Genomic DNA, 13,922 nt, shown 5'->3' with positions numbered 1-13,922 from the left:
CGGGTGACACCGAAATGGCGGCCGGATCGTTGCTCACCCGTATCCGACGTGCCCGATTCGCACGCTTTGTCAACGCGTGTGCGGAATAGCACAGTTCGCGCAAATCAGGAGCAATACATCTCCATGTCGACAACTCGATCTCTCATCAGATCCGCCGGAATCACCGCGGCGATCGGATTCACCGTCATAGCGGGCGCAGGCACCGCCGCCGCGCACGTCAGCGCACAACCGGAGCAGGCCGAGCAGGGCGGCCACGCCAAGATCGCCTTCCGGGTGCCGAACGAACGCCCCGACGCCGGGACCGTCCGCGTGCACGTCTCGCTCCCCCTGGACCACCCGCTGAGCTCGGTGCGCACCAAGCCGCTGCCCGGCTGGACCGCGCAGGTGGAGAAGGTGCGGCTGGACCGCCCGGTGGACGTCGCGGGAGCCCAGGTCACCGAAGCCGTCGCCGGCATCACCTGGACCGCGCGGCCGGGCACCCGCATCGCCCCGGACCAGTTCCAGGAGTTCGAAGCGACCCTCGGCACCTTCCCGACCGACACCGACCAGCTGGTGCTGCCCACCGAACAGGCCTACGACAGCGGCGAGGTCGTGCGCTGGGACCAGGCCCCGGCGCCCGACGGCTCCGAACCGGAACACCCCTCTCCGACCCTGGCGCTGACCGCGAGCGAAGGCGGCGGCCACGGCCACGAGACGACCGGCGGCGGCGAGACCGGGCACGGCGACAAGGCGCACGACGACGAGGACACCGAATCCGCCGCGAGCGGTGACGACACGGCCCGCGTGCTCGGCGGCGCCGGACTGGCGGTCGGGGCGCTCGGCCTCGGCCTCGGCGCGGGCGCGCTGGTGCTCGCCCGCCGCGGAAACCGGGAGAACTCATGAGGCGACTGCTCACCATCACCGCGCTGACCATCGCCGCGCTGCTCGGCGCCGCCGGCCCTGCGCTGGCGCACAACACGCTGATCAGCAGCGATCCGGCGGAAGGAGCTCAGCTGACGACCGGCCCGAGCGAGGTCCGGCTCACCTTCGACCAGCCGGTGCGCGCGGGCGAGGGCTACAACACGATCAGCGTCGTCGGCCCCGACGGCACGTACTGGACCGATGGCCAAGTGCAGGTCGAGGGCAGTTCGGTGATCGCGCCGGTGCGACCGCTCGGACCCGCCGGGACCTACACCGTCGGCTACCGGGTGCTGTCCAACGACGGCCACCCCGTTCCCGGCAAGGTCACCTTCACCTTGACCGAGCCGGGTGACGGCACTCCGGCACCGCCGCCCGCCGCGGACCAGGCCGATACCGACTCGGCGGGCGGCATGCCGATCTGGCCGTGGATCGCGGGCGCGGTCGTGCTGGTCGGACTCGGACTCGTGCTCGCCCTGCGGCTGGGCAAGCCGAAGAGCTGAACCGCGGCCGGTGCCACCACCGGCCGAACCGCGACGAAGGCGGGTCGTTCCGCGGCGGAACGGCCCGCTTTCGTCGTCCGGCGCATGCCGGAAATGGGCACGTTCGGCGGTACAGCGGGAACCGGCGCGAACTAGAGTCGAGCGATGGCGCGGCGCGAATCACCCGCGGCGCCTTCAGCCGGGACGAACTCAGCGGCGGTTTTTCCGCAGGGCGAAAACGGGGGCCTGTCGCCGAACGGTCATTCGCGTTCGGTGAGTTGCTGGACGTTGGGCGCCGAGAGCGCCTCCAACCGCCCCAGCGCACCCTTCCCGCGCCGTTCCAACTCGCGTCTGCTGATCCAGCCGTAGGAGTAGTGCCGGTAGGCCTGGCTCAGCTGCACCAGCTCGGCGAGGTGGTCGACCGCGCGGCGCTGGGCCTCCCCGGTCAGCCCCGGGACGAGGCGGACCTCGGCGTCCACCACTTCGTCGAGCACCCGCGCCGAATGCACGGCCTTGCGCCCACGCCAAGTGAGCTTGCGCCGCAGCCGCGCGGCATTCCTCGTAATCACGTTCATCCGGGCCTAGCCCCCCGTGCCGCAGACACTCACACTTACGTATTACTGGCGACCTAGCTCGTCACCAAGAATCACCGACTCGGCCCCCGCGCGTCGATGAACTTCGCCCGATCGTACGCATCAACCGCTCACTTGTACGGCTCCCATTGTGCCGTTGCGTCGCCTTTCCGCATCGAGCGCAACCGGCTCCGCAGCTGGTCGCGCACGCCGGGATTGCTGCGCAGGATCGGCAGCACGCTGACCGTGATCTTCAGTTCGCGCAGGTCGCGCAGCACCTGGAACCCGGACCACGCCGTCACGTCGAAGCCGTAGACCTCGGACAGCCGCCGAAACCGCTCAGCGGGAGCACCCAGCCGGAGCATGCCCACCGCCAACGGCGTCAGGTCCCACTCCGGCTGCCCCACGCACAGCGAATCCAGATCGCACAGCAGCGGCCCGTCCGGCCCCGAAATCAGGTTTCCCAGATGCGCGTCCCCGTGCACCACCGAACGCGGCAGCGGGAAGTCCAGCGCAGCGAGCCGTCCCTCGACGTCGTCGCAGCGCTGCTCCAGGAACGCCCGGTCCGTCGCGTCCAGTTCTTCCGCGTCGGCCAGCCGTCTGCGCACATCGGGCATCGGCTGCCATTCCGGCAGCGTCGACGGCAGCGGCAGCTCGTGCACCTGCCGCAACAACCGGCCCAGGTCAGCCCCGTCCGGAGGCGGTCCGACCTCCGGAACCGCCTCCCACAAGGTCGCCAGGTGCCCACCGGTGCGCACCGGCTGCGGCACCCCCGGGAGCAACCGCACGGCGGGAACCTCGTGCTCCGCCAACAGCCGCCCGGCCTCCACCACGTTCACCGCGCGATACGAGAACGACGGCGCGAGCACGATCCGGACGATCACCGGGTGCTCCCGCAACAGGAACACGCCGTTGTTGACGAACCGCACCAGCCGAGCGCCGCGGGAGTCCAAACCCGCGGCCGCACAAACCTCCGCCAGTGCCAAAGCCAGTTTCGGCCGCGTGTAGCGGCCCTCCGCGGAACGCGTCCGCGAAGTCATCGGGGTCCTGCCCGGTCATGCCGGTGCATCGCACCGGGGAAACCCGGCCGCCGAGACCGCGATCCGCGCTGTCCGCCTCGCACTCGACTCACACCTCGCGGAAACGGCGGATCTCTTCGGACAGGTCACGGGCATCGGAATTCATCCGGTGCCGCCCGGCCTCCAGCTCCAGCGGCTTGAGCCGGTCGGAGACGCGCGCCGACTTGACCTTCTCGCCGATCTGCAGCGCCGAACGCCCCACCTTGATGCCCTCCTGCAGGTCGCCGGCCCGAATGTGGTTCGTGGCCTGCAAGCTGAGCCCGAAGACGTGGGTGCGCTGCATGTCCGCGCCGTACGCGGTGTTGCACTTGATGGTCTCGGCCACGGCCAGCGGCGCGTAGCGGTCCGGATCGAACACGGCCAGCGCGTCGTGCGCGGAGCCGATCATCCCGTGCAGGTCGTTCTCGTTGAAGAACCGCACCCAGTCCGGTGCCTCGGCCACGTTCGCCCTGGCGAACTCGTCCTTGGTGCGCCCCACCATCTTCTGCACCTGTTCGGGCTTGTTCAGCATCCCGTAGGCCCAGGCCTCGTTGGCGCACAGCACCGCGACCGTTAACGAGGAACCGGACTCCTGCGCGGCGATCTGCCCCAGCTGGAACAGCTTCAGCGCCTCGTTCGGCTCCTGGTAGTGCAGGTAGACGCGGCCCATCCGGTACAGGACGCTGGCCACGAGGCTGTCGTCCTCCGCCTGCTTGGCAAACTCCAGCGCCTTGCCGAAGTGGCCGCGCGCCGGGTCCAGCAGACCGGTGTCGAAGGAGGTCCAGCCCGCCAGGCTGTGCATGTCCGCCAACGACACGTAGAGCTTTTGTTTGACCTGATCGGACGCGTTCGCGTCGAGCAGTTGCTGTGCCCAGGAAAGCTGGGCGACCACGGCGTCGCGGCAGGTGCCGCCGCCGTAGCGATAGTCCAGGTCACGCAGCGCCTTGGTGGCCGCCTGGATCTGCTGCACGTCGGTCATGCCGATGCGCATCGGAGCAGGCGTCTGCACATTGCTCGGCACCCAGGTGCTCTCCTCGGCCCCGAAGACCGCGGCACCCATGGTCACCGCGGCCGCGTGGGACAGGAACTTCCGACGCTTCACCGACTCGTCCTCCTCAGCCTGGGGACCGCTGTTCGTCTTCGCGACCCTCATTGCCGTCGCCCCGTCGTAGGCGAGGCCCATGTACCCCCTCGGTATCCCGAGGCCGTCGGCGATTCGGGCCAGCACGTCATAAGCCATGACCTGCCGACCCTTCAGGATCTCCGAGACCTCGGACTGCGACTGGCCCGTGGACGCGGCGATCTGGCGCTGCGAGACCCCGATCCGGCGCAGTTGCCGGTAGATCTCGCTGACGTTCCGCGCCGCCAACGCGTCCCGCATCTCACGGCCGTCCCAGACGTCTCGTGTAACGGGCGAGCCGTTCGAACCGATGGTGTTCATTTAGACCCCCTCACACTCTGCACGGGCGTCGGTCGCAGAGTAAGGGCACTTCGACAAGCCGGTGAAGTGCGTATCGGCAGAGGTGATCGGCGGGGGTGAAGTCCACCGACCGTTCGTCGTCGCCGTTGAGCCGGTCATCGCCTACCGGCTACCGCCCGCGTTCAACGCGTTCCAATCTAGTCATCGGTAGCAACCGAGCACGGAGAGGAACCCGATCGGCGATGGACGGCATGAAGGAGTCCGGACCCCGGACCGGCGTGGAGGTCACCGCGCAAGCGGCGGTGCCCGACCAGGTCGGCCCGCAGCCGGAATCCGCAGGCCGGCGCCGTTGGTGGCGGGCACTGTGCCGCGATGTGCAGCACGTCCGCCGCTACCTCACCGTGCTGGTCAACCGGGACAGGGTGGTTCTCGTCGGACCGCCCGGCCGCACCGTGGTGCTGTCGACCGATGGAGTCGGCGAGTTGAGCAACGCATTACGGCAGGCCGCTGAGCAGGCGAGAAAGTGACGGTGAGGTTGCGGTGGACGAGATCTTGGGTCAGGTGCTGCGCAACGCGGTGTGGGAGCGGCTCGACGTGTTGAGCGAGCTGGCGAACCGCGCGGACGCCCCTTCCCTGCTGTCCGTGGCGCGTTCCGAACTTCCCCGGCTTACCGAGGGATGGCGAACGCTGCTGGCCGCGCACGACACCGACGACAAGGGCAACTGCATCGAATGCTCTTCCCGATGGCGGCCCCGGAGCGCACCGTGCTCCGTGTGGCGCTCGGCTTATGAGCATTTGGTCGCCGGCGCCCTCGCGCCCCGTCCCGCACGGCACCAGCGCCCGGCGCACGAGCTGCGCCCGGCCGCGCCGGTGCCGTAAGCCGGCGGTCTCGAACCGTCCGGGTCAGCATCACTCCCTCCCCGAACCGGACGGATCGAGCACCGCCCCGGTGGCCGGCGAACCATCGCCGTGCACCCCCGACCACGGCAGTGGTCGCCGGCCACCACGAACTTCCAATTCCACAGTGGACGTGCGGGCGATGCGATCGCCGAGTTCCGCGGGCGACGAGGTCGCCGGGTTCCGGAGACGGTCGCCGCACGAAGTCTTCCGCGGGCCGGTGCTGTAGAACTCCCCTCCCCCGACCGGTACCGGTCCGCGGATTCCAACGACTCCGATCCCCTTTTCCCCGAAGGGGGGTCGGGGTGGACGAGAGGTCCCGGTGCTCATTTCCCCGGATGAGCACCGGGGCCTTTCTTGTTGCCACGGCTCGTTTTTCTTTGCTGGTCGGGTAGCGGAACCTCAGTGGCTTCCTCGCTGCGGGATCTTTTTCCCGAGTGGCTCCGCCACGAGGGAAAAAGCTGTCCTCGCGAGGAAGCCACTGAGAACCCGCCGGTGGTCGGCTTTTTGACGTGGGCTATGTGCTTCGCACATACGGGCACGGCTACGCCGCAAAGCACGGCCTTCGGCCGGTAGGCATGGCTTCGTTGCGAAGTACGGCATTTGGTTCGGGTGGGCGGGGCTTTGCCCGTCCTTCTCGTTAACTTCGGCGTTGGCTGGTCACTTGCGGCGTAGGCGGGCTGTGGTGGTGAAGTCCGGGTCCAGGTGCATGCCGCCGTTGGCGCTCAGGCGGGTGTGTTCGGCCGGTACCGCGAACCACGGTTGGCGTGGGCCGATCAGGGGGGTGTAGACCGGGACGAATCCCCTGTCCTGCAAGGAGATCGCGTAGTCGGCGCCGAGGTGGCCGCGCCGGTCCAGTGCTCCGGTGCCCTGCCACGGCAGCAGACCGGACCCGCCGAGGTAGGTGAACCCGCAGCGGCCGGGCCGGGCCGCGCTGACGGTGAGCCGCACCCGGTTCGGGAACAGCAGCTCCTCGTAGCCGAGTTCCTCGTCCACCCGCATCGTCGCCAGGTAGCGCACCACGGTGTGCCACGCGCGGCGCAGCACCTCCACCCGCGACCGCCGCAGCATCGGCGGCACCGCTGCCCCGTCGAGGTCGTAGACGTCCGCGAACACCGCTCGCGCCCAAGTGACCCGCTCGAACCCGGCGGGCACCGACAGCGGAACCGAATACACCACCGACATCAGCATTTCGCGGAACATCTCCACCGAAGGAGCCACCGCCGGGTCGGCTCCCACCGCCCGCTGCTCCACCTGGTCGAGCGTGCGCAGCGGCTGCTCGGCGATGTCCAGTCCGCGCAACGCCTCGGTGAGCAACCGCCGGTGCCGCGCGGCCCGATCGGCCCGCTCGGCGGGCAGGTCCACGTCCAGCCGCCGAGCGGCCACGGCGTCCACCTCCTCGATGACGGCGGTGTCACCGAGCCCGGCGAGGTCGGCGTACTCGCGCAGGATCGAGCTGTAGGTCCCGGTGATCGACAGCGGCCGGGGCCGGAAATGCCTGCCATCGGTGAGAATCCGGAACCGCAGTCCCGGCGGGTGCACGGCGGCCGCCGCGCGCTGCATCTCGCGCAACCGCACCAGGCCGCCGAACTCGGCGAGGTCCGGCAGCGGCCCGGACGCCTTCAGCCCGTTCAAGCACTGCTTGATCGGGAACCCGAGCAGCACCACGTCGATCGGCCGATCCGCGCGCAGGAACGGTTCAACGTCGTGGCGCAGGTGCTCGACCTGGTAGTTCGACCGGGCGCCCTTGAGGAACTGCTTGCGGCTGAGCACGTGGTGCAGCGCATGCACCACCCGCTCGACGCGATCGGCCGCGGACACCGCTTCGGTGAGCCCGAACCGGTCGCGCGCGGTGCGGGCCAACCGGTCCGCGGCCCGGTCGGCGTCGGCGAGCACGGTGCGCGCGAGATCCAGCGCCTCGTCCCGGCTCAGATGCACCCCCCAGCGCCGCGCCGATCGGTTCGCGCGCAACGCGCCGATCTGCAGTTCCTCCAAGGAATGCGCGTGCGAGAGCAGCCCCGGCCCGGAGCCGCCGGAGCGCGGCCGCGGCTCGGTCTCGAAGGTGGCGATCGCCGGAGCCCGATCCGGCACCGGCTGTCCCGGCCGCCGTTCCACCACGAGCCCCGGAACTTCCACCGCGATCGCCAACGCGGCCGGGTACTCCTTGGTGATCGCGATCCGGTTGGCGTGCATGTCGTCGAACACGGCGATCACGTCGAGCTCGCCGAATTCCCGCAGCCGCGCCACTTTCAGCTCCGCGATGGGCCGGGTCCGGTCATCGGGCATGCACAGCAGCGGCGCGTCGGGAACTCCGGCCGCTTCGAGCACGGCCGCCGTGTGCTCGCGGACCCGTTCCCGCCTGCCGGTGCAGAACACGACCTGCCCGCCCGCGTCGCGCACGTCCCACACGAACCGGGCGAGCCCGGCGTTGACCTCGTCGGTGCGCAACCGGTTCCAGGGCCGGGCGAAGGCCTGGAAGAACTCGGCGTGCGCCGCCCGCCAGTCCACCTCCGGGTACTTCTCGTGCAGGCCGCTGAGTTCGAGGAACGTGTGCCAGGTCGATTCGGCGTAGGTCGGCAGCACCGGCAACGACTCCGGATCGGCGAGCTCCGGGATGCCGTTCGGCGCACCGGGTCTGGGTCCGGCGACGGCGCGGGTCGCTTCGACGGTTCGGCGCAGCGGGACGATTCCGCACAGGTCGAGGTCGATGACCACGGCCGGCTGCGGCAGTCCGCGGTCCCAACGGCGGCGCCGGGTCCGCTCCTGGACGGTGTCGAGCACGTGCCGCAGGATCGTGTGCTGGTCCGCGTCGACGTGGTGCACGAACGGCCGGAGCTCGGTGCGGGCGAGCAGCCGGGCGGTGGCCCGGTCGAGGTGGCGCAGTTCCTCGGTGAGCACCTGGTCGATCGCGGCGCGCACCGTTTCACCGCGTGGCAGGGCGTAGCCGATCCGGCGAAAACCGTTCGCGAGGTCGGCCAGCACCGCGAGCAGCGTGCGGGCGGAGTTGCGGGCGGCGTGCTCGTCGGGGCCTGCGACGGCCGCGGCGGTGATCACCCTGCCGGTCGCCTCCAGTTCGGTGGACAACTCGAAGGCGATCGCGTCCGGCGCCGAACCGTCCAAGGCGAACAACGCGGTGCGCCGCACTTCCAGCGCGTGCCGCAACGCCCGCACCGGTGGCCGCACGAAATGCTCCACGAAGAACCGGAGTTCGTGCTCCCGGCGCCCGAATCGGTTGTCGATGACCAGCCGCAGCAGCCCGGGCGCACCGTCCGGCCCGGGCGCCAGCAACGCGTCCGGGCGCACCGCGATGGTGCCGCCGGGATGCTCCGGGTGCGGCGGCGCGGGCAGCGCGCCGGATCCGGCGGCGACCGGCCCGTCCGGCGCGCACCTGGCCGACTCGGGAACCAGCGTGGCGCAGTGCATCCGCAGCAACGGGTCGTCCAGCACGGTCCGCTGCAACGAGTCGTCGCCCCTCTCGGTGCGCATCCCGGCCGGGCCGCCGAGGGTGGCGGTCAGCCGCGCCAGCCATCCGGGGTCGTAGCGTCGTCGCCTTCGCCGCAACCGGACCAGCAGGCGGTACAGCTCGGCCCAGGAAGGTTCGGCGCCCAGCGGCAATCCGCTGCCCGCGCCTTCGCCGACCAGCCGCAACGTTCCGTCCCGCCACCGCACGCGCAGGTCGTACCCGCCGTCGCGCAGCAAGCGGTCCGCCGCCGGAGCCGACAGCGGAGCCCACAGGTCCTCGGCGGGCCGATCCGTCCAGGTCGGATCCGGTGGCGCGTGGCCGAAGGCGATCGATGCCGGCCGGGAGACCGGCGTGCGCGCGGTCACCGGGCGGTCGAGCGAGGTGCCGGAACCTGGCACTCGCCGATGCCGGGCGGAGCGGGGCGGGCGGGCGCGGCCGGAAGTCTGGCGGGGACGGGACGGGCGGGCACGAGCCGGATCCGTCCGGCGGCATGCCCCGGCGCGAAGTCGCGGGGAGTTCGGATCCGGGGAGAACGAGGCGCGACGCCGCAGTAGCTCACGATCACCTTTCCGTCACAGCTCGGGTCGATTCGCCTCACGCTAGATAGTGACTATGTGCGTCGGCAACGTGACCGAATGCATACGCATTGGAGTAACTCTGACCCGGTCCCAGTGACTTGGCACACTATGGGGGTAAGTTGAATGCGCAAGCCACTCCTTCCACCGAGTGAGACGTCCCCGCGCAACGGCACTCCTTCGATGGACCTCGAGCACGGCATGTCCGCTGCCTGCAGTGAAGTCGCGAGCGGCACACTGGAGCGGATCGACCGAGTGCGCCGTACCGTCGTCCCGCGTCATCCCGATCCGGCACGACGACCCCGGAGCTCGGGTCGCAAGTACCGGTTCCCGCGCGGCCGACCCGCGTCGACGAACCGGCGAACGACGAAAATGATCTCGATGATTGAGATGATCTCGGACGCAATCGCCTGGGATGATCTCGCGGCGAGGCCGTCTCGGAAGCTCGGGACCGTCCACGGTGGAGCACCACCGCCGGACGCTCCGCCCGCGATGGTCCGCACAAGTGATCAAGGAGTCGCCTTGCCCGCCGAAGTCGCCCCCCTCCGCCGCAGACCGGTCCAGCAGCGCAGCACCCAGCGCGTGGAGAAGATGCTGGAATCCTGCGCCCAGCTCATCGACGAGCTCGGCTACGAAGGGGTCACCACCACCCTGATCGCCGAACGCGCCGGCGTCGCCGTCGGCTCGCTCTACCAGTTCTTCCCGGACAAGCGGGCCGTCGTGCAGGAACTCACCCGGCGCAACCTGAGCCGATTCGTGGACGTCATCGGCGAACGCTTCGCCACCAGCGACCTCGCGAACTGGTGGGACGCGGTGGACACCGTGATCGACGTCTACATCACCATGCACCGCGACGTGCCCGCGTTCAGCAGGCTGCACTTCGGTGACGTGGTGGACCTGCGGCTGCTCGACGAGAGCAAGGACAACAACGCGGTGATCGCCGACAAGCTCATCGCGCTGCTCGGCGAACGGTTCACCTTGGACGACGAGCAGCTGCTGCTGCCGCTGTCGGTGGCCGTCGAAGCCGCCGACGCGGTGCTCAACCTGGCGTTTCGGCGCGATCCTTCCGGGGACGCCGAGCTCGTCGCGGAGGCCAAGGAACTCGTGCGCGGCTACCTGGCCAACCGGCTGCCCGACGATCAACCGAACGACATGCCCTCGCCCCGGTAGGTGGGCACCGTGGCGACCACCCGATCGCCCTCGACCAGGTGGTAGTGGCTGAACCGCTCGGCGAGCTCACCCGCCTTGGCGTGCCGCAGCCACACCCGGTCGCCGAGCCGCAGGCTCCGCGCGGCCGCCCCGGAAACCGGCGTCTGCACCTCACCGGCGCCTTCGGCCGCGGTCAACCGCAGCCCGCGCGGCAGGTGCACGCCCGGTGCCCGGCTCGGCCCGGTCGGGCCGGAGGCGATGTAGCCGCCGCTGAACAGCGTCGCGAACGAACCGCCGGAACGGCGCACCACCGGCAGCGCGTAGAGCACGGCGGGCCGCGGCCGGAACGCGCGATAGGCGTCGAACAAGGTGGGGCCGATGAGTCCGGAGCCCGCGGCGATCTCGGTGACGCTGCCCTCGGCTCGGGTGGTCTCGATGCTGCCGGTGCCGCCGCCGTTGACGAACTCCAGCGGCGCCACCGCGCGCACCGCCGCGACCGCCTCCGCGCGGCGTTCGGCCAGTTCGGCCGCCGATCGGCGTTGCATCCAGCGCAGCACCGCCGCCAGCAGCGGCTTCCCGGGCGGGGCGTCGCCGAGGCCCGCGATCTGCCCTTCGTAGGCCATGATCCCGACCAGCCGGAACCCGTCGCGCCGCACGATCCGCTCGGCGAACCGACGGGCCTGGCCCGGAGTGTGCACGGGTGAGCGGCGCGGCCCGACGTGCGCGAGGCCGCCCGGCAGCGGATGCCAGGCCGCGTCCACTTCCAGGCAGACCCGCAGCGGCTCGCGGTTCGGGCCGAGGACGGCGTCGATGTGGTCGAGGTGCGCCACCGAGTCGACCAGGATCGTGACGGCGGCGGCCGCGGCCGGGTCGGCGGCGAGTTCGCGCAGGCCGTGCCGGTCGATCGTCGGGTAGGCGACGAGGATGTCGTCGGACATGCCTTCCCGGTGCAGCCACAGCGCCTCCGGCAGGCTGTAGGCCATCAGGCCCGCGAAGCCCGGCGTGTCCAGCGTGCGGCTGAGCAGATCCCGGCAGCGCACGGACTTGGACGCCACCCGGATCGGCGTGCCCGCCGCGCGTCGTCGCAGGTCGTCGACGTTGTGCCGGAACGCCGCGAGGTCGACCACCGCGAACGGCGGATCGAGGTCGCGGGTCGCCCGGTCCAGCCGGTCCCGTTCGGCCGTCTCGGAGTCGGGCGGCAAGTCGCCGGAAGAGGACGCGTCGGAAGTGTGGGGCACTCGTCCACGGTAGGCGGATCGGGGTTGTTATGTGAATCTCATTCACATACTTTCTTGCGCACCGATCCCGAACCGGAACGCCCGGCCACCACCGAGCGACGATCCCGCGCACTCGGCCCGGCCACCTCGGCGAGCCGCGCCACAGGAGGTCTGTGATCATGCCTCGACCAGGCTGGACGAACTGGGCGGGGACCGTCGCCCGCACCCCCGGAGGCACCGCCCGGCCCCGCGACGTCCACGAAGCCGCCACCCTGCTGCGCGCCGCCACCCGCGGTGGCCGCACCGTGCGACCGCTCGGCAGCGGGCACTCGTTCACCGGCGTCGGCGCCCCGGCCGACGGCGCGCTGGCCCTCGACCTCGCCCACTGGTCCGGCATCGAACGCGTCGAACCGCCGTACGTCACGGTCCGCGCGGGCACCCCGCTGCACCGGCTCAACCGGGAACTCGCGGAGCTCGGGCTCGCGCTGCCCAACCTCGGCGACATCGACCGGCAGACCGTGGCAGGCGCGATCTCCACCGGCACCCACGGCACCGGCGCCGCGCTCGGCGGGCTCGCCACCCAGGTCACCGAGCTGGAACTGCTGCTCGCGGACGGAACGACGCGCCGCTGCTCGGAAACCCACGACGCGGAACTGTTCGCCGCCGCTCGCGTGAGCCTCGGCGCGCTCGGCGTGCTCACCCGCGTGACCCTGCGCTGCGTGCCCGAGTTCCACCTGGAGGCCGACGAACGCCCGGAGCCGCTGGACGACGTGCTGGCCCGCTTCGACGAGCTCGCGGACGGCAACGACCACTTCGAGTTCTACTGGTTCCCGCACAGCGCGCGGACGCTGGTGAAGCGCAACAACCGGCTGCCCGCCGGGGAGGAACCGAGTCCGCTGAGCCGGGTGCGGGAGTTCTTCGAGTACGAGGTGCTGGAGAACCGGGCGTTCGGCGCGCTGTGCCGCCTCGGCCGGGTCCGGCCCGGACTGGTCCGGCCGCTCAACCGGTTCTGCGCGGCGACCTGGTCCGCCCGGCACTACAGCGACCTGGGGCATCGGGTCTTCGTCACCCGGCGGCGGGTGCGGTTCGCGGAGTCCGAGTACGCGGTGCCGCGCGCCGAACTGCCCGCCGTGATCGCGGAACTCCGGGCGGCCGCCGAGCGGTTGGCCGATCCGGTGATGTTCCCGGTGGAGGTCCGGGTCGCCGCGCCCGACGACATCTGGCTGTCCACCGCTTACCGGCGCCCATCGGCGTACATCGCGGTCCACCAGTTCACCGGGATGCCGCACCGCGCCTGGTTCGACGCATTTCGGTCCATAGTGGACTCAGTGGGCGGGCGGCCGCACTGGGGCAAAATGCACCGGCTCACCGCCGACGACCTCCGCGAGCGCTACCCGCGCTTCGAGGATTTCCGCGCCGTGCGGGCGGAACTCGACCCCGACGGCCTGTTCGCCAACCCGTACCTGACCCGAGTCCTCGGGTGAGTTCGCACCGATCACGACTCACCCGGGACCAGGGTCAACGGCCGGTCGTCAGGAGACCGCGGCCTGGACCGCTTCGACGACCGGCGTCCGCCCGTTGATCAAGGTGAGGGTGCGTCCGGTGGACTTCGGCTCGTCCAGCAGGGCCACCAGCACCGCGGCGACATCGGCGCGGGTGATCTCGTCCCGGCGGGTCTGCTCGGCCAGTTCGATCCGGCCGGTCGGCTGATCGTCGGTGAGGACGCCGGGACGCAGGATCGTCCAGTCCAGATCGCGCCCGCGCAGATCCTCCTCGGCGGCGCGCTTCGCGTCGAGGTACGCGCCGAACACCTCGCCCACGTCCGACGGGTTCGGCTTGTCCAAGCCGATCGCGCTCACCTGCACGAACCGCCGCACTCCTGCCTGCTGCGCCGCATCGGCCAGCAGTACCGAGCCCGCACGGTCCACGGTGTCCTTGCGCTCCACCCCGCTTCCGGGGCCGGCGCCCGCCGCGAACACCACGGCATCCGCGCTCGACAGCTGCGCGGCCAGCGTGGCGGCGTCGGTGGACTCCAAGTCCAGCACCACCGGTTCCGCACCGTCCGCGCGCAGATCATCGGCGTGTTCGGGATCGCGGATCAACCCGACCGCGGTGTCCCCGCGTTCGGCGAGCAACCGCCCGAAATGGCGCGCGATCTTCCCATGTCCTCCGGCTACCACGACTCGCATGCG

12 protein-coding genes are annotated in these 13,922 nt (G+C 70.8%); 6 read left to right on the top strand and 6 right to left on the bottom strand.

Annotation, left to right across the window (positions count from 1 at the left end; all coding sequences use genetic code 11):
- Positions 1-123: 123 nt before the first annotated feature.
- Together H2Q94_RS00240 and H2Q94_RS00235 are read left to right on the top strand one after the other, a co-directional pair.
- A complete protein-coding gene (locus tag H2Q94_RS00240) occupies positions 124-882 on the top strand; it encodes a YcnI family copper-binding membrane protein (RefSeq protein WP_243790715.1) in 759 nt (252 codons plus the stop codon).
- Positions 879-1,400 carry a copper resistance CopC family protein gene (locus H2Q94_RS00235; protein WP_243790713.1) on the top strand — a complete coding sequence of 174 codons (522 nt, stop codon included), beginning with the start codon at positions 879-881 and terminating at the stop codon, positions 1,398-1,400. The genes H2Q94_RS00240 and H2Q94_RS00235 overlap by 4 nt, the downstream gene beginning before the upstream one ends.
- 239 nt (positions 1,401-1,639) lie before the next feature.
- Here the strand turns inward: H2Q94_RS00235 and H2Q94_RS00230 are convergent, their stop codons facing one another.
- The 3 genes from H2Q94_RS00230 to H2Q94_RS00220 form a co-directional block, all read right to left on the bottom strand.
- Positions 1,640-1,948: a hypothetical protein gene (locus H2Q94_RS00230; protein ID WP_243790710.1), complete on the bottom strand. Its 309-nt coding sequence runs from the start codon at positions 1,946-1,948 to the stop codon at positions 1,640-1,642.
- A 134-nt stretch (positions 1,949-2,082) separates the two neighbouring features.
- Entirely contained in the window at positions 2,083-2,991 is a 909-nt protein-coding gene (locus H2Q94_RS00225; RefSeq protein WP_243790708.1) for a phosphotransferase family protein, read from the bottom strand.
- 88 nt (positions 2,992-3,079) lie between these two features.
- Positions 3,080-4,450: a helix-turn-helix domain-containing protein gene (locus H2Q94_RS00220; protein ID WP_243790706.1), complete on the bottom strand. Its 1,371-nt coding sequence runs from the start codon at positions 4,448-4,450 to the stop codon at positions 3,080-3,082.
- Positions 4,451-4,671: 221 nt separating this feature from the next.
- Between H2Q94_RS00220 and H2Q94_RS00215 the strand changes: the two genes are divergently transcribed.
- Together H2Q94_RS00215 and H2Q94_RS00210 are read left to right on the top strand one after the other, a co-directional pair.
- Positions 4,672-4,956: a hypothetical protein gene (locus H2Q94_RS00215; RefSeq protein ID WP_243790704.1), complete on the top strand. Its 285-nt coding sequence runs from the start codon at positions 4,672-4,674 to the stop codon at positions 4,954-4,956.
- A 13-nt stretch (positions 4,957-4,969) separates the two neighbouring features.
- Positions 4,970-5,308, top strand: coding sequence for a hypothetical protein (locus H2Q94_RS00210; RefSeq protein WP_184483943.1), 339 nt, complete (start codon positions 4,970-4,972; stop codon positions 5,306-5,308).
- Between the two features lie 678 nt (positions 5,309-5,986).
- Here H2Q94_RS00210 and H2Q94_RS00205 read toward each other — a convergent pair.
- A complete protein-coding gene (locus H2Q94_RS00205) occupies positions 5,987-9,187 on the bottom strand; it encodes an L-tyrosine/L-tryptophan isonitrile synthase family protein (protein WP_243790701.1) in 3,201 nt (1,066 codons plus the stop codon).
- Positions 9,188-9,856: 669 nt separating this feature from the next.
- Between H2Q94_RS00205 and H2Q94_RS00200 the strand changes: the two genes are divergently transcribed.
- Entirely contained in the window at positions 9,857-10,534 is a 678-nt protein-coding gene (locus H2Q94_RS00200; RefSeq protein ID WP_397545399.1) for a TetR/AcrR family transcriptional regulator, read from the top strand.
- Here H2Q94_RS00200 and H2Q94_RS00195 read toward each other — a convergent pair.
- Complete coding sequence (locus H2Q94_RS00195; RefSeq protein ID WP_243796017.1) at positions 10,504-11,715, bottom strand: amino acid deaminase/aldolase; 1,212 nt, start codon at positions 11,713-11,715, stop codon at positions 10,504-10,506. The two genes, H2Q94_RS00200 and H2Q94_RS00195, sit on opposite strands and share 31 nt — an antisense overlap.
- A 194-nt stretch (positions 11,716-11,909) precedes the next feature.
- On the opposite strand from H2Q94_RS00195, the gene H2Q94_RS00190 reads away from it, so the two are divergent.
- On the top strand, positions 11,910-13,214 hold the full coding sequence (locus tag H2Q94_RS00190) for a D-arabinono-1,4-lactone oxidase (RefSeq protein WP_243790699.1): 1,305 nt from the start codon (positions 11,910-11,912) through the stop codon (positions 13,212-13,214).
- Between the two features lie 48 nt (positions 13,215-13,262).
- On the opposite strand, the gene H2Q94_RS00185 is transcribed toward H2Q94_RS00190, so the two are convergent.
- A complete protein-coding gene (locus H2Q94_RS00185) occupies positions 13,263-13,919 on the bottom strand; it encodes an SDR family oxidoreductase (RefSeq protein ID WP_243790697.1) in 657 nt (218 codons plus the stop codon).
- Between the last annotated feature and the right edge of the window lie 3 nt (positions 13,920-13,922).

It is taken from the genome of Saccharopolyspora gloriosae (assembly GCF_022828475.1).
Taxonomy (GTDB): Bacteria; Actinomycetota; Actinomycetes; order Mycobacteriales; family Pseudonocardiaceae; genus Saccharopolyspora_C; species Saccharopolyspora_C gloriosae_A.
This window is presented reverse-complemented; position numbering and strand designations above follow the sequence as displayed.